The sequence below is a fragment of the Xenorhabdus sp. KJ12.1 genome (assembly GCF_963876495.1).
Classification (GTDB): domain Bacteria; phylum Pseudomonadota; class Gammaproteobacteria; order Enterobacterales; family Enterobacteriaceae; genus Xenorhabdus; species Xenorhabdus stockiae.
In genome coordinates, this window is sequence record NZ_CAWNQH010000138.1 from 36,943 (window position 1) to 58,866 (window position 21,924).

At 46.8% G+C, this 21,924-nt stretch carries 15 protein-coding genes; 3 read left to right on the forward strand and 12 right to left on the reverse strand.

Translation table 11 applies throughout. From position 1 onward, the window contains the following. Positions 1-5 precede the first annotated feature (5 nt). From vasI to tssB, 12 genes are read right to left on the reverse strand one after another with little or no spacing between them, the layout of a single operon-like run. Positions 6-695, reverse strand: a complete 690-nt coding sequence (gene vasI, locus AACS92_RS21080) for a type VI secretion system-associated protein VasI (RefSeq protein ID WP_099109461.1) — start codon at positions 693-695, stop codon at positions 6-8. Beyond that, entirely contained in the window at positions 692-1,486 is a 795-nt protein-coding gene (locus tag AACS92_RS21085; RefSeq protein WP_099109462.1) for a Fis family transcriptional regulator, read from the reverse strand. Before AACS92_RS21085 ends, vasI begins: the two co-directional genes overlap by 4 nt. After that, entirely contained in the window at positions 1,486-4,206 is a 2,721-nt protein-coding gene (gene tssH / locus AACS92_RS21090; protein WP_099109463.1) for a type VI secretion system ATPase TssH, read from the reverse strand. The genes AACS92_RS21085 and tssH overlap by 1 nt, the downstream gene beginning before the upstream one ends. Before the next feature lie 9 nt (positions 4,207-4,215). Continuing rightward, positions 4,216-4,995, reverse strand: coding sequence for a type IVB secretion system protein IcmH/DotU (gene icmH / locus AACS92_RS21095; protein WP_099109464.1), 780 nt, complete (start codon positions 4,993-4,995; stop codon positions 4,216-4,218). A gap of 15 nt (positions 4,996-5,010) precedes the next feature. Further along, complete coding sequence (gene tssK / locus AACS92_RS21100) at positions 5,011-6,363, reverse strand: type VI secretion system baseplate subunit TssK (RefSeq protein WP_099109465.1); 1,353 nt, start codon at positions 6,361-6,363, stop codon at positions 5,011-5,013. Positions 6,364-6,365: 2 nt separating this feature from the next. Next, on the reverse strand, positions 6,366-6,923 hold the full coding sequence (gene tssJ, locus AACS92_RS21105) for a type VI secretion system lipoprotein TssJ (RefSeq protein ID WP_099109466.1): 558 nt from the start codon (positions 6,921-6,923) through the stop codon (positions 6,366-6,368). Next, positions 6,907-8,202, reverse strand: coding sequence for a type VI secretion system-associated FHA domain protein TagH (gene tagH, locus AACS92_RS21110; RefSeq protein ID WP_099109467.1), 1,296 nt, complete (start codon positions 8,200-8,202; stop codon positions 6,907-6,909). The genes tssJ and tagH overlap by 17 nt, the downstream gene beginning before the upstream one ends. Before the next feature lie 5 nt (positions 8,203-8,207). Beyond that, positions 8,208-9,260: a type VI secretion system baseplate subunit TssG gene (gene tssG / locus AACS92_RS21115; RefSeq protein ID WP_099109468.1), complete on the reverse strand. Its 1,053-nt coding sequence runs from the start codon at positions 9,258-9,260 to the stop codon at positions 8,208-8,210. After that, positions 9,224-11,059 (reverse strand): type VI secretion system baseplate subunit TssF, encoded by a 1,836-nt coding sequence (tssF, locus tag AACS92_RS21120; protein WP_099109469.1) that lies wholly within the window; start codon positions 11,057-11,059, stop codon positions 9,224-9,226. The genes tssG and tssF overlap by 37 nt, the downstream gene beginning before the upstream one ends. After that, complete coding sequence (tssE, locus tag AACS92_RS21125) at positions 11,060-11,500, reverse strand: type VI secretion system baseplate subunit TssE (RefSeq protein ID WP_099109470.1); 441 nt, start codon at positions 11,498-11,500, stop codon at positions 11,060-11,062. 2 nt (positions 11,501-11,502) lie between these two features. Continuing rightward, positions 11,503-12,981 (reverse strand): type VI secretion system contractile sheath large subunit, encoded by a 1,479-nt coding sequence (tssC, locus tag AACS92_RS21130; RefSeq protein WP_099109471.1) that lies wholly within the window; start codon positions 12,979-12,981, stop codon positions 11,503-11,505. Positions 12,982-13,000: 19 nt separating this feature from the next. Continuing rightward, on the reverse strand, positions 13,001-13,498 hold the full coding sequence (gene tssB, locus AACS92_RS21135; RefSeq protein ID WP_099109472.1) for a type VI secretion system contractile sheath small subunit: 498 nt from the start codon (positions 13,496-13,498) through the stop codon (positions 13,001-13,003). Between the two features lie 933 nt (positions 13,499-14,431). Here tssB and AACS92_RS21140 point away from each other — a divergent pair. The 3 genes from AACS92_RS21140 (at position 14,432) to AACS92_RS21150 (ending at position 21,731) form a co-directional block, all read left to right on the forward strand. Next, complete coding sequence (locus AACS92_RS21140; RefSeq protein WP_086954674.1) at positions 14,432-14,950, forward strand: Hcp family type VI secretion system effector; 519 nt, start codon at positions 14,432-14,434, stop codon at positions 14,948-14,950. Positions 14,951-15,541: 591 nt separating this feature from the next. Then, a complete protein-coding gene (locus AACS92_RS21145) occupies positions 15,542-17,215 on the forward strand; it encodes a ShlB/FhaC/HecB family hemolysin secretion/activation protein (RefSeq protein ID WP_099109473.1) in 1,674 nt (557 codons plus the stop codon). 100 nt (positions 17,216-17,315) lie between these two features. Further along, on the forward strand, positions 17,316-21,731 hold the full coding sequence (locus AACS92_RS21150; protein WP_099109474.1) for a hemagglutinin repeat-containing protein: 4,416 nt from the start codon (positions 17,316-17,318) through the stop codon (positions 21,729-21,731). Positions 21,732-21,924: the final 193 nt, after the last annotated feature.

Genomic DNA, 21,924 nt, shown 5'->3' on the forward strand with positions numbered 1-21,924 from the left:
GTCGATTACCAACGACAGGCTTCGCGCAATGGTTTCGCGGCCTGCTCCAACTGAGAAATGTTAAAAGTGATCTGACTGCCTTGTTCTGGGGTGATGGTCATATGTTCGCTGCCCATTAAGCGTTTGATTTCATCAATCCCCGGCAGACCACGGCTGGATTCCCATAAGTAACCACTCTCCCGCAGGAACCATTCGGTTTTGAACAGGGTTTTGTTCGTCGTGACCGTCACCGCACCGGATTCCGCAGGCTTAGGTAAAGCAACCTGCAAACGGGTGATGCGGTCAATACAACTGAGCATCAGAACAGGGCGCGGAGGGGGAACCCCAACAGCAGGGGTTGTCAGAATGATCCGGGTTGTGCCGTTTTCTCCCCGCGAGACAATGAAGCCAGTCGAATGGTCAGTTCGCTGCATCTCCTGCTCCATCGCCTGCCGCCACATAGGCCCCATATTTTCCAGCGTAACTGGCACAGTACCGATTTTAAGGTTATCGAATTCTCGGTCATAACATGCCAGTCGGATAAGAGGGGAGCGCTCAAAGCGACATTTTTGCAGCTCATCCAATTGTTTTTCCTGTTGTAAAACCACTTCCTGTGGTTTGGACGCTGCGGTTTTCTGTGCTTCTGCTATCTCCGCAAGTGTGGGACTGCCTGCCAATGACACCAGTAATGAACTGATAATTAAAGAAATATTCATAATCTACACCCGTATTTAGCCAGTTTGTAAACCAACGTCCGCTGGGCGATTCCCAGACTTTGCGCGATCAGTCTGGTATCGTTGCCAAACTGGCGCTGACGTTGAACTAACACGGCACTTTCAAATTCTTCTATGGCCTTTGGCAGATTATCGATGTGACTGTAATCCACGGAGATACTGCCTGCTCCTGCGTTTTTGGATTCACTCAGGGAAGCAAGCAGTTCATCCAGTTGTTTTTCTTTTTGACGCTGAACCTGAAATACCTGACGGATTTGACGTAACTGCCCACGCAGTTGTTCGAGTTCCTGCAACTTTTTAAGTCGGTGCTGCATCACGTGGCAATAAATGCCGAACATGTTTTCATTGTTAGTAAAATGACTGACATTTTCGGCAAAAATAGCCACGACACCGCAGGCCTGCCCGTTGCAGTCAAACAGTGGGATGCCATACAGCCCGCAGTTATGCGGTAGTTCGGCAATGAATGTACGGAAGTGAGGATCGTCAATGCGCGCACCGTGATTCAGGGAATCCCACACTGTGGGAGTTCCCTTGCGCATTACCTGTATCAACGGGTTATTGACGTCATCAATATCCACATACAATCGGCGTGAGCTGATTTCATCAGGTTCTGGCAAATTACAGCATTCCAGCCTGTTTTCATGGATGTTGAGCAGGAAAACCAACAGGGCATCAAAACGCGGGTTTTGGCTCACCAGCAAAAAGTGGTCAACCAGTTGTTCAATAGTGTCATCTTCCAATAACGCTAACGCGCTTTTCAGCCGCTGTTTCATTATTCTGCCTCCTCAACCTCTGCCTGAAACTCATGCTCTGCTACGGTTAAACGAATGGCACTGATCGCGGTGCCTGCGGCCATTTTCTGCAACAGCAGTAATGAAACCGGCGGTAACAGCGCGCCATCAATAATCGACTCCAGCATACGGGCACCGTTTTCAGCGCGGGTAGCGCGCAGCAGGATCTCTTCTGACACGTCATCGCTGATGGTGACTTCAGCGTTGAAGCGTTGAGTCAGCAGTTTATCCAGTCGGGCCAGTTTGCCCTGAATGATGGTTTTCAGAGTTTCATGACCCAGTGGCAGATACGGGATCACTTCCATACGTGCCAGCAATGCCGGTTTGAAGAAGGCGGCCAGTTCTGGGTAAAGCTGATCGTTGATCTGCTCAGGCTGCTCGGCATAATCCACAATGGTCTGGTAACCCAGATTAGAGGTCAGGAAGAACACGACGTTTTTACAGTCGATGATGCGCCCTTCACCGTCTGCCAGTTCACCTTTATCAAAGGCCTGATAGAACAGGTTCAATACGTCCGGATGCGCTTTTTCTACTTCATCCAGTAGAACGACGGAGTAAGGTTTCTGACGAATCGCTTCGGTCAGTACACCGCCTTCGCCATAACCCACATAACCCGGAGGAGAACCGATCAGGCGTGAAACGGTGTGTTTCTCCTGAAACTCCGACATATTGATGGTGGTGAGGTACTGACGGCCACCAAACATCAGTTCGGAAATTTGCAGTACCGTTTCGGTTTTACCGACACCACTTGGCCCTACCAACAGGAAAGCGCCCAGAGGACGTCCCGGACGGCGTAAATCAGCGCGGGCAGTCAACAGATGTTTATGCAGGCACTGAATGGCAACATCCTGACCTTTGATGTTCTGCCCCAGATGAACAGGCAACTCAGTCACGATTGACAGTTCGCTCTGTGACAGGCGGTTCAGCGGAACACCCGTCCATTCAGCGATAACACCGGCAATCTGAGTTTTGTCGACATGTGGGGAAACCAGCGTTTGTTTTTTCTGAAGTTCTGCCAACTGTTCATTGAGTTCAGCCAGTTTTTCGATCAGAGACTTCACATCAGCCGGTTCAGTGACCGTTTCTTCCTGTACTTCTTCTTGCTCAGTCGCATCATGTTCTTCTGAGTTGTCAGAAACTTCATCCGCAGCCTGTTTTTCTCTATCGGCATCTTGGCTGGCTTCTTTATCATCAGACAGAAGCTGGCTGCGCAGTTCAATGACCTGTTTCACCAGTTCCTGCTGCTGTTGCCAGTCGCTTTCCAGAGCGGTCAGCTGTTCCTGAGTTTCCTGCTGCTGGTTTTGCAGTTCTTCCAGTCGTTCTGAATGCTCGTTCAGCCCCATCCGCTGCTCTCTTTCCAGCACATCGATTTCCATCTGCATCTGGTGCAGTTCGGTTGTCAGTGAGGAGATCTGGCGCGGTGGCGATGTCAGGTTAATGGCTACGCGGGCACAGGCGGTATCCAGTACGTCAATGGCTTTATCCGGTAGCTGGCGGCCGGAGAGATAACGGTCACTCAGTACCGCCGAGGCTTTCAGTGCTTCATCATCAATCAGGACACCGTGTGCCTGCTCGTAAATGGCTCGCAGGCCACGCATGATGACAGTCGCTTCTTCTGCGCTCGGTTCAGAAACTTTGACCAACTGGAAACGACGGGACAGTGCCGCATCTTTTTCGAAGTATTTTTTGTACTCGCTCCATGTGGTCGCAGCGATGGTTTTCAGTTCGCCACGAGCCAGTGCAGGTTTCAGCAGGTTGGAAATATCCAGTCCACCAGCCTGATTACCTGCACCAATCAGCGTATGAGCTTCATCGATAAACAGGATGATAGGTTTTGGTGATTGAATAACTTCAGCCATAATGCCTTTGAAGCGTTTTTCAAACTCACCTTTAACTGCTGCACCTGCCTGCAATGCCCCCAGATCCAGTGTCATTAATTCACTGTTACGCAGTTTTTCCGGGACGCGATCGTTGATGATGCGCAGTGCCAGACCTTCAATCAAAGCACTTTTACCGACACCTGCCTCACCCACCACAATCGGGTTGTTTTTACGGCGACGGCAGAGAATATCGATCATCAGGTCAATTTCATTATCACGGCACAATACCGGATCAAGTTTTCCCTGACGCGCCTGCTCCGTCATATTCTGGGTAAAACGGGCCAGAAGGCTGTCGCTGTTTGCCGGATGAACGCCCTGCCCTTCTTTGTCACCAGCACTGAAAGGCTGTTCGGCAGAGCCGTTTGTCCATTCAGCGAAATTCTGACGCAGCAGCTCACGGTTAATACCCGCCAGCAGGCGCGCAGACTGTGGAGCCAGATAACGCAGCGGGCTGAACAGTAATGCGATCAGCAGTACACCACTGCGCAGTTCGGTATGCTGCATTTCAGTGGAAGCCAGCAGCCAGCTATCCTGCAACCATTCCACCAGCATCGGGGAGAAGTTAGGGTAAGTCTGTACAATCGACTGATGATGAGTCATCACCTGATCGAGTTGTTCTTTCAGCAGATCTTTATCGATCTCTGCTTTGTTCAGGATCAGACGCACATCACTGAGTGGTGTTTCGATCATCTGAAGCAGCAGTTGAGCCACAGTAATCTCTGGCTGTTGCTGACTGACGCAGGATGCCGCCGCCGCTTCCAGTGCATGGCGGGTCATCGGGTTTAAACGGTTTACAAGAGTGGGCAGATCAATCTGAATCATGGCGACTTCCTATCTTAATAATTTATTTAGCTGCTCTAATATGTACTGGGTCTGATCACCGAGGCGTATGGCATAAAAACTATAAATAGCAATCAGCAGACCTATGCCTATCGCAAACAGATGTTTGATCTTCCAACGCCGGATCAGGCGATAACGTGCATCGCGCTCGTTGACGTTGACATACAACGTGGTCGGCGGAGCATCTCCACGCAATGAGTGAAGCTGTTGCTGCAAGCGGCGGAACAGGCGATCAAAATCATCACTTTTCTGGGTGCTGACTTTGTAACGCCCGCGATAGCCAAGACAGAGGCAGAGGTAAATAAACTCCAGCAGATGCTGGTAGCGCTGAGCCTCTCCCATCAGGCGTTCAAGCAATACAAAGACTTTTTCTCCCCCCCACGTTTCATTGTGGAAGTGCACCAACAGTGATTGCTTCAACCAGCCATTCTGACTGTTCCAGCCATGCCCCAATGCGGTTTCATCAATGAAGGTGCACAGTACGTAACGGAATGAAACAATCGCACCGGGTTCATAGTCCTTGGTTTGCAGAAGCTGCTCAATAGCACGAATGTCAGTAACAACCTGTTGGTAAAGTTTATCTGGCAGCGCTTGATCACTCATGTCCTGCAAACGCAGGACCATCCCCAGTAAAGGGGTGGCTGCATCGATCATCGGATTGAGGCTTTCACCACGCAACGGGAGCTGGTACTGGCGCTGAAACGTTTTCAGTGTTTCAGCCTGTTTTTCAAATTTTTCCAGTGACGGACTGTCAACATTGATATCACTCATGCCTAATCCTCATAACTAGTCCTTACCGCCCCTGATAGCCCAGAGCTGCATATCTAGGTCAGGGAAATCCCCTGAGACGTGGAATGCAATGGAATTACCCTGTTGGATCTCTTTCCATGCCGGGCTCTTCTGATCCAGACGGAAATAGGTATACCCAGAGTGATATGGCAACTGACGAGGAGCGGCAGACAGCGCAATCAGTGGTACACCCGGCAACTGGACGCTGACCAGATCGCGGATGCGTTCCATTGAGGTGACTTTGGTCTGCTGGACGAACTGACGACGCAGCTGTTCCTGCGGAGTGCTGGCGCTGATAGCCAGAACAAATTCAGCTTTGCGCAGCAGGTCGTTATCGTGCAGCGTGGCAACGCGAATTCCGCCTTCGTTCTGTTTCAGGGCAATCGATGTTGCCCGCGGTGTCAGAACAACGTTCAGTGCATCACGGATGGCGTGCATGGCATCCTGAAAGGTATCGGTCAGGTTATTGTGGTCATAGGCCAGAATATTGCCCGGCAGACGGCTCGCATCGGTAAAGGTTCTCAGCTCGCCGCAGGTCTGGATCAACTGGGTGTACAAATGCAGCGGATGCAGAACGCTCTGCTTAGCATAATGGTTGTACAGCGGCTGAACGCGGTTCAACAGTTGGAGCATCATAAACTCAGCCACATCTGCAATCCCCTGCTGGCCCGGCGAACCGATACGCTTCGCTAGCGTTCTTGAACGCTCTGTCAGCAAACCATCGATTTCCACCATGAAGCGTTTGAGTTTGTCAGCAACGAAAATGGACAGACAGGTCGGGATAAACTCGTTATCCAGCACGATAGTGCCATCTTTCTGCTTTTCTTTAATGCGGCACAGCGGGATCGCCGTGTAAGCACTCATATCCTCAGAACCCTGCATCAATACTGGTGTCAGCTGAGCAAGGTTCAGGATGGAAGAATCACCGCCTTTGGTATGCAAGTCACGGATATCACTCGGCAGTTCGCGATAACGCACTGCGCTCTGGATTTCAGCATCCCGATCAGCCACTTCACGAATGGTGTCGCTCGACATGGGTAATGCCAGATAGATATCTTTACTTTTCAGGTCATTGATGTTTTCGATATCCAGCGGCTTTGGCAGCAGATCCTGACTGGGTGCGGCGAATATGGTGCCGTCCGGCATAATACCGCTGGCTTCGGTAATACCGATGCGCCCCAGCTTGAGCAAATCATCATTGATGCTCATGGAGCTGAAACCATGACCGTATGCTGTCAGTACTGAGACGAGGCTGTGGGCCAGATAATCATTATGTTTTTGTTGTTGTTGGAAATGCTGTGGCTTGATGAATAATCCTTCGTGCCAAATCACCCGATTCTTTCCTGGCATGATTACTCCTCCTCCTCTTTTCTAAGTTCGACGTCGTTATTTCTGACATGCACCAAGATGTTGTAATGGCGTCCCATGTCTTTTACCCGGATGATCTTTTTCCATTCAGACTGATTGACATCTGCATAGTGGACGATGACACCGATATAACGGTTTTTCTTTTCCAATGTGATCACTTCCAGCGGCTTGTATTGCCCCGGCAGCAGGGTGTAATCCTGATGATCGATGTAGTTTTTCCCCAACGCCTTTTCGAGTTTGTCACTTTCAAGCTGGTCATAATCGGCAGCCAGAAAACGTGAATCCTCACTGAGATAAACCAGATTCATCTCAACCGGTGCCGGTTCACCACTTTCATTGGGGTTAATGTTGGGTTCAGCCAGTAACGTGATATTGGCAACAGAAGCCTGATCACTCGGCCTTCCTACCGGCGTGGAAGGGTCCCAGATGACCTGACCGACTTTTTTGGTTGCGTTCCATGCACTGCTACAGCCGTTCAGTAACATCGCTGACAGTAATAAAATCCCTACCGACCATATGCGCTGACTACCGGAACGTTTCATCACTGGCGTCCTCTAAGCCCTGACGCAATGCGCGGTCATAAGCCTGCTCGTACACCTCACGGAAGAGCTTTTCAAACCCCTGCTGGCGGCTGGAAGCTAATTCACGGTAGTAGTTGGTATACATTTCCCACGCCCATGAAGCATCTTTGTTCCTGACGTCGCTGCTGCGGCGATAGTGTGAAAACCGGCGGAGCAACTGCTCAGGAGAAAAGGCTTCCAGCATGGTATCCAGCGCCGCAGAAATAGCTTCCCGGTTGGCCTGATAATGCAGTTGCAGGTTATGCAGGCTTTCTGCAACAGCAGCGGGAGCTGACAGGTGAACCGGGCTTTTCTGCTCGGAGAACATCACCTGCATCGTGGTGTCGTAATCCATATTCAGGCGCAGTGGGTTGTCTTCGATCGGACGAAGTTGCTTATCACGCAGCCCGTGCTGTTCACGCTGGAGAGCCAGTAACCCTTCGATTGCCGCTTTCATGGTTTTACCCATTTCCTGCAAGAAATCGTTGGCCTGCTGCGTGTCATGCAGAGGCAACTGCGTATCCAGCCCGCGCATCAAAGGCGTAATTGCGACATGGTCAACATCCATATCTTCATAGTGCTGCTCGGAAACGATATCCGGTAAATCAAGGAACTCCTGATCCATAACACTGCCTCGGTTATCAGAAATAGGGTTAGCAAATGGAGGGGATTGATAATGATCCGGGGGCAGAAGCTGCTCGGTATCATCAGCGTCAACCTGCTGTTTCAATGTGGTCAGACTTTCACTGTCCAGTACTCTGAGAGGGTCATCGCTGAAACGGTGCATCACCGTCGGAGCAACGCTGTCATCTTTGGCAAATGCAGACTTTTGCAGTGAAACACCTTCCATCATGGCATCCAGTGGATTGCTGTAACTGGAAACCAGTGATTCAGGTGATACTGTTGAAGGATCGACCCGATCTGACTCAGAGAAGCTGATGTGGATCTTGATCGACAACTTGCCGACTTTAATCTGATCTCCCTGCTGTAAACGGATCAGGCTGGACTGTGGTGTTAATGTGGCATTATTGATCTGCACAGCATCAGACAGCACTTGCAGGCAGAATGCACCATCACGCCACTGAATAGAGAATTGTGACGGGTGGATATTGCCCTGACTGTCCTGAACAGACCACAGGTGACTTTCACTACTGCCGACCGTACCGCCCTGTGGCGAAAACTGGCAGCTGGCGGCTCGGCCACTCTCCAGTTGCTCACTGTTGATAACCCGCAATGAAAGGGTTGGTTGATGTTTTTCCATAGTCGTTATTCCATAACTGAAATTGTGACAGAGGGTTTCTTTTCCGGCTCACCGAGAAAACTGGTCCATCCCAGATGGTTATGCTGTTTTGCACCCAGAATCATGCCGCCAACCTGATTTTCCGCCAGCCCAAGACGCAGCTCCCACGCAAACTGACTACGCATGACGAAGGAAATAAACATCACTAATGGGAGGTAGTTTTTTCCGTCCGGCAGGAATGACAGGAACCGATCACGGGGCAGATTGTTGATACTGAGCAGGAACTTCCCGCTGTAGTCCCCGATCCATGAACCGATGGTGAAGTTTTGTCCTAATACTGACAGCTCGGTATCACCAATCGTTTGCCCTTTATTGGTGCCACCCAGACGATTTTGTTGATCAACCGGGATCGTGACTTTTCTGAACTGCCAGCCGTGCAGAGTGACATCCTGTAAGTCAAAACAGTGGGAAACCAGACTGCATATCACTTCCGGTGAACGGCCGGGACTTGCCAGTAACCCGGCATAGGCCAGCATTTTGCTGTGATTGATATTCAGCATCCGACGGTTAACGTCACTGCCTAACCCCACCAGCGAGAACATGCGCTGGGAAAAACCGTCTTCCCCGCCTTTCTTAAAGCAGATGTAATAGCGGTACTTCCGCCAAATCTGGTGCAGAAGAGTGATTAAGCGATGGTTAAACAGGTTGAGAAAATCCGTCAGCCGGTTTTCACCCTGTGCGTCTTCCCATGCCAGTGAATCCAGGTAATAACCCGGCATCGGGGACTGGCTGCCATGTAGCCCCATAAAAGAGACTTCCAGCTCAAAATACCCCTGTTTGGACTGCGTCAGTGAAACCACATCACGGGTAGGAAATGCCAGACTGGCGCTGGATTTGAAGCGGACAGACTCACGTTCAGGCCGATCCGTCTCTCCGGTTTTTTCCCACGCTACCGCCAGCTGATTGAGCAGCTCAACCAACTGGTAAAAGTTGTAGCGTGAGATGTCCAATTCCAGCGCGTTGGCAGGACTCTGCGCTGTGATTACATCAACGAGTGTTGACCTATCTGTACCGGCCATTCATAACATTCCTGATTATCTAGATTGATTACCTTCAACATATGAAAAGCGTTGACGCTGGCATACAGTGAGAAAAACCGTGACAAAATCGTACTGAACAAATAAAGCTCACCTTCTGAGCTGAATGCCTGCTGCCGGATATACAAAGTAGAGCGCAAACCACGTACCGGCTGGCCCCGGAACAGACGATCCGTCGGCTCTGTCTCGATTTTTTCAATAGCATCAAGCCGTTTCTGTGATGATCGTTTAGACTGTCGGTTGTGAATACTCGGGAAATCGTAAGTACGCAGCACCTGTTTCAGTGCATCTCTATCCAGCAGTGACATGTAGTTCAGCGACATGTTCGACAACAGCGACCAGTGCAGTCCGCCGTCCAACAACGGGTAAAGCGGCACGGACGGGCGTGTGATATTGCGGAATGTCGCAAATGACGGGCTGCCGATAGACGGGTAATTAATGTCGCCGACACGGAGTTCCAGCGGCAGTTCACGGTTGGTACACGTCAGGCTGACGGAAACATTCTCTTTCAGTCTGAGCCGCAGCAGATCAGATTCATCGCCACGGACAAATGAGATGAAATGTTCCAGCCCTCTGCGGAAAGATGACTCTTTCACCCGCAGACGGTAGTAACGCATTGAGCGTTCATCTTCGTTATCAATCTGGTGATTGAAACTTTCGAACGGGGTATAAACCCGCTCACCGACACGTGCCCGGCTGCGCTCACCATTCTCTCCCGTCAGCCAGCTTTCTACGCCGTCGATAGAGAAAATATCGTAGTTATCCGGGAAGCTATAACTGGCCTTCAGCGGGTATTCTGTCTGGCTACCATTGAGTTCAATCGCTTCGCTGTCCATCGGGAACAGGTTAATCGCCGGTGTACAGTGCAGACGGAAAGTGTCATGGCGGATCTTAGCTTCAGGTGGCAGTGCCTGAGAAAAATGTAAATTCAGTTTGAAATCTTTGGTCTTGAGATCTTCAGGCAGTTCCGGCAAACCTTTCACGTCAAAAAACAGGAAGCTTTCCGCAAAACAGAAATATTCCTGCAAAATGCGATAACCCATGTAGGCATTTTTGGGATAAGGCAACAGTGCATCTTCCCGCTCAAACCCAACCGGTACAAAGTCAAAATCCGGCAAAGGGATCACCTTATCACCGATCACCAGTTCCGCTTTTCTGAAGTAGTAACAGAGCCAGAAATAGAGTTGCGAAGTGGTATAGTCATCACCACTGAGGTAAAACCGTAATTTATCCAGTTCCAGTTCATGGAGATTCAGTTCCGTTTTTGAGGCAAAGTTCAGGCCAATGATCCCCTGCTCATTACTGTTATTTACGGAAATATCCTGAATAGAAAGTGGGAAAAGCCAGACATCACGGCATAAGGTGAAGGTACAGCGGCTGTGATCATCCCTTTTGCCATTCGACTGCTTTTCATTCGAGTAAATATCATCATGAGCTGCCAGCGCATTACTCATAATCTGTGTGCCACGTTTAACCTGTGTCGCTTTTGTCACCACACTCTCATCAGGGGTATATTCGATGATGGTCATGCTGGGAGTCGGACGCAGATAATTGGGCCAAAGCATATTAAGCAGGCCATGAGTCAGTTCAGGGAACTGATCATCAATTTTTGCCCGCAGATTGCCTGTCAGGAATGCAAAACCTTCAAGCAAACGCTCAACGTCAGGATCTGAGCCTTGTTCAGACAGAAAAGCGGCAAGATGAGGACGCTCAACTGCGGCTTCTTTCCCCAGTTGTCGCAAATAGTTCAGCTCATCTCTGAAATATTTTTCAAATGACATTTATTGAGTTCGCTCCAGGCAATAGCGCCGGTTGTTGTCCAACTGGATGCTGAATTCCACAACATCGTTGATATCATCCAGGGAAACTTCCGCACTGATATGAAAGCTCAATAACAACGGATCTGACTCATCATTGATGGCGCTGACTGACACCGCTGATATTCTGGGCTCATAATTTCTGATGCACTCTTCTATCGCCCATTCGATACTTTGCTTGAAATCCACTGAGGTTGCGGTTGCGTCATTAAGGTCAATGACACCCAGTTCAATGGCACTCTGGCAGGCACCAGGGCGCGAATTAAGCACTTCATTCAAATGTTTCTTTATAGAATCAAGCAGAGCACGCATCCTTGACTGACGGGAAGAGCCGGAGCTCTTCCCTTGAATGCGCTCGAACAGACTGGCAGAGCTGCCTCTGTTCCAACTGTACAGCGCAGCCATGATTATTCCTTATCCAAACGTCCGACCAGCGACAGTTCGAAACTCGCACCCATGTATTTGAAGTGTGGGCGAACCTGCATCGCAACCTGATACCAGCCTGGATCGCCTTCAACGTCCAGAACCTTGATTTCAGCAGCACGCAGTGGGCGACGGCTACGAACGTCAGTTGGTGGGTTTTCCTGATCAGCAATGTACTGTTTCAGCCACATGTTCAGTTCACGCTCCAGATCCTGACGCTCTTTCCAAGAGCCGATCTGCTCGCGCTGCAACACTTTGATGTAGTGAGCCAGACGGTTGATGATGAACATGTATGGCAGCTGAGTACCCAGCTTGTAGTTAGTTTCCGCAATGTTGCCTTCACGGGTGTTCGGGAACACTTTTGGTTTCTGCACTGAGTTTGCAGAGAAGAATGCTGCGTTATCGCTGCCCTTACGCATGGTCAGGGTGATAAAGCCTTCTTCTGCCAGTTCAAATTCACGGCGGTCAGTGATCAGAACTTCTGTTGGGATCTTCGCCTGTACCTGACCCATCGCTTCATACAGATGAACCGGCAGATCATTCACCGCACCACCACTTTGTGGACCGATGATATTCGGACACCAGCGGTATTTAGCGAAGCTGTCTGTCAGGCAGCTTGCCAGCAGATAAGCGGTGTTACCCCACAGATAGTGCTCGTGGTCACGGCTGACATTTTCCTGATAGTTGAAGTTTTTGATTGGGTTTTCAACGGAGGAATATGGCAGACGCAGCAGGAAACGAGGTGCAGTCAGACCCAGATAACGGGAATCTTCAGATTCACGCAGGGCACGCCATTTGGTGTGTGAAGGGCCTTCGAAGACAGATTTCAGATCTTTGATAGCTGGCAGATCAGTAAACTGGTTCACACCGAAGAATTCAGGTGAAACAGAGGAGAGGAATGGAGAGTGAGCCATTGCTCCCACTGAGCTGACATACTGCATCAGTTTGATATCAGGCGTAGTGTTGTTGAAAGCGTAGTTACCGATGACAGCAGCAACAGGCTCACCACCGAACTGGCCGTAACCTGTAGAGTAAACATGCTTATAGAAACCGGACTGAATAATTTCTGGAGAGAACTCGAAGTCTTCCAGCAATTCGTCTTTAGTCGCATGGATGATGTTGATTTTGATGTTTTCACGGAAATCAGTGCGATCAACCAGCATTTTCAGTGAGCGCCAGGAAGATTCCAGCTCCTGAAATTGCTTAGCGTGCATGATTTCATCCATCTGCTCACTCAGCTTTTTATCAAGCTCGACAATCATTTTATCAACGAGGAGCTTATTGATAGGTTCTTCGTTAGAACCTGTATCCAGAATGCTGCCGATAAAAGCGGCAACACCCTGTTTTGCAATGTAGTAGCCGTCATTTTCAGGAGTCATTCTCGCTTGAGACATAATTTCATCAAGCAGAGAAGTGGTTGCGCCAGAAGCAAGTGCTGTGCTGTTTTCTTCGTGCTGAGCCATTTAGAATTCCTTTAACGAGTTATTTTTTATTGATGATTTCAAGTTCTTTCAGGAGTTGTTCACGAACGGATTCATCATCCAGCAGTGACTGCAGGCGAGCGCGAAATGCGGGGATATTTCCCAGAGGGCCTTTTAATGCAACTAATGCTTCACGTAGTTCCAGAAGTTTATTCAGCTCTGGTACTTTCTTGGCGATATTATCCGGTGAGAAATCACTTAGGGATTTTATTTCCAGATTAACTGGTAAATCTTCTTCACTATTTTCATCGAGGCGATTAGGGACGTTAAAAGTCAGGTTGATATTCGCCTCATTCATTACGGCATTGAAGTTATTTTTATTAACAGAAACTGTTGGTCTTTCTTCAATTGGCGTATCTTCTGTTTTGCCTTTCAGGTCACCTACAACCAGAAGATTCAGTGGTAATTCAACTTCTGCGGTCTGATCACCGGTATTTGGAACATATTTAATATTAATTCTTTCTTTAGGAGCTACGCTACCAGGACTATTTTTACTCATATTTCAACCCTTTGGCTAATACAACCATGAACTGTCTAACAACCCATTATTGGTAAGATAATAATTACAATGTTATCCATATAACAAATACAGCAGAGCTTCCTAAAAAAATAGGTATAGGAAAACAACTGTATTTGCAGACATAAGTAGACTTTTATATATCACCATATAGATAAATATAAGAAAGACTCTAACCAGTCGTGGAAATAACATCGATATAAAAAATCGTCAATAGCGAGTTTGACACTTTATTTTTTTGATGTAAAGCCAAAACACTAATTGATAACACCCTCTATTCTGGCTTTTAATACTTTTATTGTATTTCTTGAAAATTTATAATTATTTTTCTCTTACTAAATAGATAAAAGTTTGGTTTTACTCTTTATAGGTGTATATAGACCGATTACCTATCAATTGTATAAAAAGGAATATTTTTCGTATGTTATGAATAAAATATAATCGCCAAATTAGTGACCTGAGATTATCATAAAGTTCATTTTTTATTTCATTCCGATTAATTATCCCCCACAAAAACCCTTTCTTAATTCATTTTTTTGACACCCGTCACACTTTATTAATGATCATGAAAAATAAATAATTTAAAAATAAAAAATCATTACTTATCAATATATTATAAAAATCAAAAACTTGGAGATTAAATTTCGCACAGGAATATAAGCTTACCGTTTATAAAAAATCAGCCATAAATCTCATAACGGCAATGATTATAAAATTTTTATTTGTCATTGAATTTAAGCTCGCCTTGCAATTTATAAATAACTTTGCATCAGAGAAATTCGGCCTTATTATTCGCTCCGAGTGTTCGGCATCGCTAATTTTATTTCATTTAGTGGGCATCATTTAGTGAATGGAATAATCACGCAAGGAATGAGCACTTACACTTATATTGGTAAATTTTTATAGGATATTCATATGCCAACTCCATGTTATATTTCCATCAACGGAAAAACTCAGGGTCACATTACTGCTGGCGCATTTACCGCTGAGTCAGTAGGTAATATCTTTGTTCAGGGCCATGAAGACGAAATGCTGGTTCAGGAATTTGACCACATCGTTACTGTTCCGACTGATCCACAGTCAGGCCAGCCTTCTGGTCAACGTGCACATAAGCCATTCCGCTTCACTGTTGCACTGAACAAAGCCGTTCCACTGATGTACAACGCACTGGCTTCCGGTGAAATGTTACCTACAGTAGAACTGAAGTGGTACCGTACTTCTATCGAAGGCAAACAAGAGCACTTCTTCTCTACTAAACTGGTAGACGCAACTATCGTTGACATCGACTGCAAAATGCCACACTGCCAGGATCCAGCAAAAGCTGAATTCACTCAGTTGGTTCGTGTTTCTCTGGCTTACCGTAAAATCGAGTGGGAACACACTACTGCTGGTACTTCTGGTGCTGACGACTGGCGTGCGCCAATTGTTGCTTAAGATCTTATTTATCAGATTTTAGATAATAAGTTTTAAGTAATAAATATTCAGCCAATGGGTATTATCCATTGGCTGAATTATATTCCCCAAATGAACACCCTCCTGTTAATTTGATTTAAATCTCCTTTTTCTCATTTATATTTTATTTTTTGTTTTTTTCTGCAAGAAAGATTTTTAAATAGTGATTATTTTTATAATAAATAAAAATATATAAATTAATAATAACATGTTTTATTAATAACCAATGTCACTTTCTGTTGAATCTATCTTTATAAAAAATAGCCTATATCGCCCTCATTAATTATTTGAAATTTTAGTTAATTCTCACCACTAATTTGAGTTAATTCCAAACCATCCAACAAAACATAACCAAAATGGGTTATGGTAAATAATTAAGTTAAATATATAACTATAAATAATCAAATAGAACGAACGACAACCAGTAATCAGAGCAAAATAAAATAATTTATATGCTTTAATGATTAATTAGTAAACCAGAATAACTATATATACCTAAGGGTTTTTCAGAAATAACGAGAAAGACGAAAGGTATGCGCAATCCAACTCAACCATAGCCATTTGGGTGCTACGATGTTCAAAAGGACGGCAGTTTTTATCTTATTATCTGTATCCCTTCAGGCCAGCGCACTGCCAGAAGCACCTGATGCTGTACTACCTATAGACGAAGCCAGAAGAACCTTACAGGATAGTTCACGGGAAATAGACCAGCTCATTGAACAGCGTCGCTACCGGGGATTTATCGAACGCTCTGATACCCTTTCACCACAAACTGTCTCTCCAGTGCTGACGGAAACCCCCGCATGTCTGGATATCAGCGGAGTTTATCTTCAGGGCATTACCCTGCTTTCTCTGACTGAACTGGATGCACTCAGCGCACTGCCCGAACAATGTATTACCAGCAATGACATTAATAGACTGACAGCAGAAATCACTAATCTGTATATCGCCAAAGGCTACATTACTGCCAGGGTGCAATTCATTCCCCCTAATTATAATAGGGAGTTAGGACTCAGTGTCATTGAAGGTTTCGTCGAAGCCATCGAAGGTGGTGACCGCTGGGTTAATAGCCGGATGTTATTCCCCGGGCTTATTAATCAGCCACTAAACCTGAATCAGCTGGATCAAGGGCTGGATCAGTCAAATCGTCTGCAATCGAATAAAACAACACTCGATATTCTGCCCGGCACAGTAAGTGGCGGGTCTATCGTCAAGCTGCATAACCGACATTCCACACCGTGGCATATCTCCGCAATAACAGATAACTACGGGCAGAAAAGTACCGGTAAATGGATCAGCAGGCTGAATGCCAGCTTTGACAGTCCGTTCGGGCTATCAGATTTTGTCAGCGTCAATGGGGTCAGCACCATTGATAAACCCAGCACCCAATATAATCGGGCTGCAACATTGTTCTATTCGCTGCCTTATGGTGCTGTCACTTTCAGCGGTTTTACCAGCTATTCCCAATATAAGAACCAGCTAAAGTTGCGGCTCAAGTCATTCAAACTGAGCGGAAACTCTCAGCAATCCGGTATGCGTATGGATTGGATATTCCACCGCAATCAGTCACAAATTTCGACGGTGAATACCCAATTCGTTTACAAGGATTCCAACACCTACTACAACGAGTCCAAATCCAACGTCAGCAGTCAGAAACTAGCAGTGCTCTCACTGGGAATAAGCCACTTACAAATTATTCCGAATGGTCTCATCACGTTTGACACCGGCATTGAGCAAGGAACACCGTGGCTCGGCGCCCAGACAGTCACTCATAATCTGAATACGCGATTCACCAAAGGAAAGCTGTCTGTCAATTTACACCAGAATTTCAAACTGTTTACTGTGCCATACCGCCTTAACAGCCAGTTTTATACCCAATACAGCCCAAATGGACTCCCTGGCGTTGAGTGGCTCAATATTACTGATCGCAATGCGGTACGGGGGTTCAGCAAAAATACCCTCTCCGCTGATAACGGTTGGTATCTGAGAAACACCTTATCTTACGCAATACCTTTGCCTGAAAGTTCACTGACTTTGCGTGTCGGAGCCGATGTCGGTCAAATTAAAAGCCATAACCGGAAAGAAGCATCGTGGAGAAGCAACGCAGGATTCAGTGTCGGAGCGGCCTTACGCCATCAACACTTTCTGGCGGATATTGAGGTGAGCCGTGGCAAAACATTATCTCATCAGGACAGAGATAAAAGTGAGCCTATACAGCTATTAACCCGCTTTTCTTATTTATTTTAACCACCTGAATAATAACTATTTTTAACCGCGGCCAATCAGGGAGAATTTCTCCCCGGGATGCTGCACATTCACACGACAGAAAGTAAATAGAGGTAATAGTATGAAAAGAAAAATATTCAGATTATCTCCTACGGGAAAACTTGCGGCATCAATGGCGATAATTCTGGCTACCTGTTCAACCAGCTTTGCCAGTGGCATCACTCCCGGTGGTGATGCAGCTCATCGACCGGACGTCAGCATTGCTGAAACAGGCGCCACGGTAATCAATATCGTGGCACCTTCCGAATCAGGACTATCACATAACCAGTATCAGGATTTTAACGTCAACCAAATGGGTGCGGTGTTAAATAACTCACTGGCTAATGGACAGTCAGAATTAGCCGGGCAATTATCGGCTAACAGTAATTTGAACGGACAGGCCGCCAGCGTCATTCTGAATGAAGTGATCAGCCGTAACCCTTCACTCTTACTCGGCAAACAGGAAGTTTTCGGCATGGCTGCCGACTATATACTGGCAAACCCCAACGGTATTACCTGTAACGGCTGTGGCTTTATCAACACCAATCAGGCTTCGCTGGTGGTCGGTAATCCGTTGGTTGAGAATGGCATACTGCAAGGGTTCAATAACTTCAATAATAAAAATGCCCTGAATATCAGAAATGCGGGGCTGACCCACAATGATGTACTGAACCTTATCGCGCCCCGAATCGATATCAGAGGAAAAGTTATCACGCCCAAAGCGCTCAATATTACCACCGGAAATAACCAGATTGCCGCAGATGGCAGAATATTGGATTCAAGACAGGCGGGTGCTGGAGCGCTCGACAGCTATTACTTCGGTAGTATGCAGGCTGGGCGTATCCGTCTGATGAATACCGCAGAAGGCAGTGGCGTCAATCTACGGGGCAAGATGCAAGCCGGTGATGATATTTATATTGCCTCCCACGGTGATGTGGAATTAGAAGCGGCAAATTTACAGGGTGGCGATATCACATTACAGGGTAAAAACTTGCGGGCGCAGGGGCATCTCAACCGATCATCATTACAAAAAACAGGGGAAGGTAATCACCAAAGTACTTTTAGCGGTGCGCATACCTCTCAGGAACAGATTAATGAGTCCATTGCCCGTACTCAATTGACCGGTAAAAACATCACACTGATTGCCCGCAAAGATAATCAGATAATGGCAACCGATATTGATGGAGATAACATCAAACTCACTGGCGCTAATTTGAAACTGGACGGTCAGCAGCTACACCAACGTGATCAAAACACCGATAACAATTGGCAGTTATCCTGGCAGAAGGATGTCACCAATGAGAGTGAAAAGTATCAGTATGAAGGCAATACTCTCAATGCACAGAACAATGTTCACCTGACTGCCAGTGAAGGCAATGCAGAAATATTGGGCAGTAAAGTGACCGCTGGCAATCAGATTTCAGTTTCTGCTAAGCAGGATGTAAAACTGGCTGGTTTAGTTGAGTCAGAAAGAAAACTCGAAAAGGGTTACAGAAAGAACGATGGAATGGGATTACAAACCGGCGATTGGGCAACTATCGACACAACCCAAAGACTTGTCAGCAGTGAACTGAATGCAGGCGGCGATTTAGGCATCAACGCAGGTGCCAATGCTGAAATTATCGGCTCTAAAGTACATTCAGACAAAAACATGATTGTTTCGGCGGGGCAACAGACAAAAGTGACTGTGCAATCCCTCGTTGATGACCATGTTATTGAGAAAAATAAGCGTAAGTGGGGTGGCCTTGCCGGTGGCAGCAACAAAGACAACCACGATAAAGTAGAAACACACCATGCCTCTGATCTCAGTGCAGACGGGCATTTACTGCTGAGTGGAATAGATGGCGTCACCATTACCGGCAGCAAGGTAAAAGCTCGACAGGGGGCTTATGTTGAAGCTAATGACGGTGATCTAACCATCGATAACTCCGTCAGTAATACCTATAAGAAAGTGGATGAAAGAAAAGGTACCATCTTTAACATCACCAAAAATTCCAATCAGGAACAGACAAACCAGCAAACCAGCACCGGTAGCCAGTTAACCTCTGATGCTGACCTGAAATTAATCAGTGATAAAGATATCAATGTTATCGGCAGCCTGGCGAAAAGTGCTGGTGAGCTGAATATCAATACATCCGGCAATATCAACGTGCTTGCCTATGGTGAACAAAGTGAACATCAACAGGAGAAAAACAACCTTGACTGGCAGTATTACGCTCATAACACAAAAGATAAGCAATACCGCGCCGGCGCAGGTTTTGAGCATACCCTTGATAACCAAAAAACCCATACCACCACACAGCAACAGGCTGAGTTAAATGGCCGCACAATTACCATTAATTCAGGTAAAAATGTTACTTTTGATGGCACAAAATTGGTAACAACGCAGGGTGATGCCAGAATTGCAGGTAACAACATTGCTCTGACAGCCGCAGAAAACAGCACTGCCACCAATAATTCTCAGGCTAAAGTGCGTGGCGGTGTCTTTGCCACCGGTGGTATGGATAAATTCGGCGGCGGGGTTGAAGGTGGTTATTCTGATAATGGTCATTCCCAAAACCGCACTACTGCGGTGGTTTCAGAAGCACGAATTAATGGCAACCTTGAACTGAATGCTCAGGGAGAACTGAAACAACAAGGCACTCAATATCAAGTACAGGGAACTTATCAGGCGAATGCCGGCAGCATCCGAAATGTAGCAACAGCCAACACCGAATCAGACTCCACAAGACAAATGCAGGTTGGTGGCGAAATCAGCGGTTCAGCCGATTACAGTGCCACAACCCGCCCTATGGAAAAAACGGCGAAAGCAGCAACAAACGGAAAGTTGGATACTTCCATTGCAAAAACCGGATTACCGAATGTCGGGCTTGAACTGGAGATGAACGGAAAAAGTCATTACTCCAGCAACCATCAATCAAACGCTGTCGTCACTACCGTTAAAGCAGGCGACATCAGGATCAATACCAACGGCGATCTTTACGATCAAGGGACAAAATATCAGGCCAATAAAGGTAATACATCCCTGACTGCCGGTAGCCATACCAGTGAAGCCGCCTACAACCAGCAGAACAGCAGTTCATCAAGTACCGTTGGCGATGCCCGTATGCGCGTTTACACCAGCACCGGCAGCGATCTTTCTGTCAACGGTAAAGGGAGTGGCAGTTATCAGGCAGAATCCACCCATAACAGAAACGCGGTTGGCAGTGAAATCAACGCCCAGAATGGCATTAACGTTCATGTCACCAGAAACGCATATTATCAGGGCACTTCCATGAATAGTGGCAGTGGTCAGACAAACGTTAATTCCGGCGGAAATATTCAGTTCGAACAAGCTACCAACCGTGAGGAAAAAAACAGTTATGGTTATAACGGAGAGCTTTCTCTGACTGTAGGAACTAACCCGGATGGCAAAAACTTCAGTGGCAGTGCGGGTGCCGGCTATAACACCAGCCAGCAGAATAGAAACACCGCTCAAACCGGCACAATTACAGGCGGACAGAATGTAAACCTGAATGCTGCGAATAACCTGACTCTGCAAGGCACGAACGTTTCTGGCAAGCAGGTCGATCTGACGGCACAACGTGGCAGGATTGAACTGGCCTCAGCTCATGATGCAGTCAACAACAATGGCTGGAACTTTGGCGCTAAAGGCAAAGGCGGTATGGCTAACACAGTGCGTAATAATGAAGGCGGCGATGGCAACGCCGGCAATGGAGAGGCCGGTAACAGCATCATCGATAACAAATACAATATAGGCGGTGAAGTTAAATTCGGTGTTGATAGACTGAATAAAGTGACTTACCACAACAATCAGGTTACTGGTGGTAACGTCACACTGACCAGTGCCCGGGATACCTCACTCAAAGGCAGCAACATCAACGCAGATCAGGTCACGGGTAATATTGGTGGCAACCTCAACGTTGAAAGTCTGAAAAATAAAACCGACAGCCTGAATATCGGATTAGATAGCAGATTAGGGTATAGCAGAACAGTCAAAGGTGATAACAGCCATAAAGCGACATTACCGATTGCTGACAATAATGCTCCGGAAATCGCTGCAACTAACGATGATAAAACAAACACGGAAGCGCCAAGCCTGACAGATCGTCTGACTGCTGCTTTTAAAGATTACAACGGAAAACTGAAGAGCAATTACGACACGCTTGATCAGGAAACCGTTGGTGAGCAATCAACCCTGAACGGTGCTAACGGGGTTAATCTGAATGTCGCGGGCAGAACCTATCTGACCGGTAGCCGGATTGACAGCACTCAAGGAGCCGTATCCGTGAATACGCAGCAAATCGCTCATCAATCCATAAAAAGCCACGACAGAGGCAAAAACATGGGAGTTAACTTACCTGACTCAATCGCAGATTTCACCGGAGCAGCCCAGAAAGATGTCTTTTCGGGTAAAATTCCTTTCGTGAAAAACGAAAATCACAATACAGAAACGCCAACCACATATAGTGGAATCAAAGGACATCAACTGGATTAATTGATCACACTCTGAGTTATATTCGCGAATCTTAATACAAACGGCATCATAAACATGATGCCGTTACTCATAGAAACACAAAAACCATATAAATAAACAAATAAATATCATCATTAACTCATTTATTTTACTTGAGTTTTTCCAATGATTGTATATGTGAAAATGAAATTGAAGACACTACGTTTGCGTAGTA

What these genes read in the sequence shown, in the direction of transcription:
- tssK (WP_099109465.1), bottom strand. Translation starts at nt 6,363, where the DNA reads ATGCCAGGAAAGAATCGGGTGATTTGGCACGAAGGATTATTCATCAAG.
- AACS92_RS21145 (WP_099109473.1), top strand. Translation starts at nt 15,542, where the DNA reads ATGTTCAAAAGGACGGCAGTTTTTATCTTATTATCTGTATCCCTTCAG.
- tagH (WP_099109467.1), bottom strand. Translation starts at nt 8,202, where the DNA reads ATGGAAAAACATCAACCAACCCTTTCATTGCGGGTTATCAACAGTGAG.
- tssC (WP_099109471.1), bottom strand. Translation starts at nt 12,981, where the DNA reads ATGGCTCAGCACGAAGAAAACAGCACAGCACTTGCTTCTGGCGCAACC.
- tssJ (WP_099109466.1), bottom strand. Translation starts at nt 6,923, where the DNA reads ATGAAACGTTCCGGTAGTCAGCGCATATGGTCGGTAGGGATTTTATTA.
- tssE (WP_099109470.1), bottom strand. Translation starts at nt 11,500, where the DNA reads ATGGCTGCGCTGTACAGTTGGAACAGAGGCAGCTCTGCCAGTCTGTTC.
- vasI (WP_099109461.1), bottom strand. Translation starts at nt 695, where the DNA reads ATGAATATTTCTTTAATTATCAGTTCATTACTGGTGTCATTGGCAGGC.
- AACS92_RS21085 (WP_099109462.1), bottom strand. Translation starts at nt 1,486, where the DNA reads ATGAAACAGCGGCTGAAAAGCGCGTTAGCGTTATTGGAAGATGACACT.
- icmH (WP_099109464.1), bottom strand. Translation starts at nt 4,995, where the DNA reads ATGAGTGATATCAATGTTGACAGTCCGTCACTGGAAAAATTTGAAAAA.
- tssB (WP_099109472.1), bottom strand. Translation starts at nt 13,498, where the DNA reads ATGAGTAAAAATAGTCCTGGTAGCGTAGCTCCTAAAGAAAGAATTAAT.
- AACS92_RS21150 (WP_099109474.1), top strand. Translation starts at nt 17,316, where the DNA reads ATGAAAAGAAAAATATTCAGATTATCTCCTACGGGAAAACTTGCGGCA.
- AACS92_RS21140 (WP_086954674.1), top strand. Translation starts at nt 14,432, where the DNA reads ATGCCAACTCCATGTTATATTTCCATCAACGGAAAAACTCAGGGTCAC.
- tssF (WP_099109469.1), bottom strand. Translation starts at nt 11,059, where the DNA reads ATGTCATTTGAAAAATATTTCAGAGATGAGCTGAACTATTTGCGACAA.
- tssG (WP_099109468.1), bottom strand. Translation starts at nt 9,260, where the DNA reads ATGGCCGGTACAGATAGGTCAACACTCGTTGATGTAATCACAGCGCAG.
- tssH (WP_099109463.1), bottom strand. Translation starts at nt 4,206, where the DNA reads ATGATTCAGATTGATCTGCCCACTCTTGTAAACCGTTTAAACCCGATG.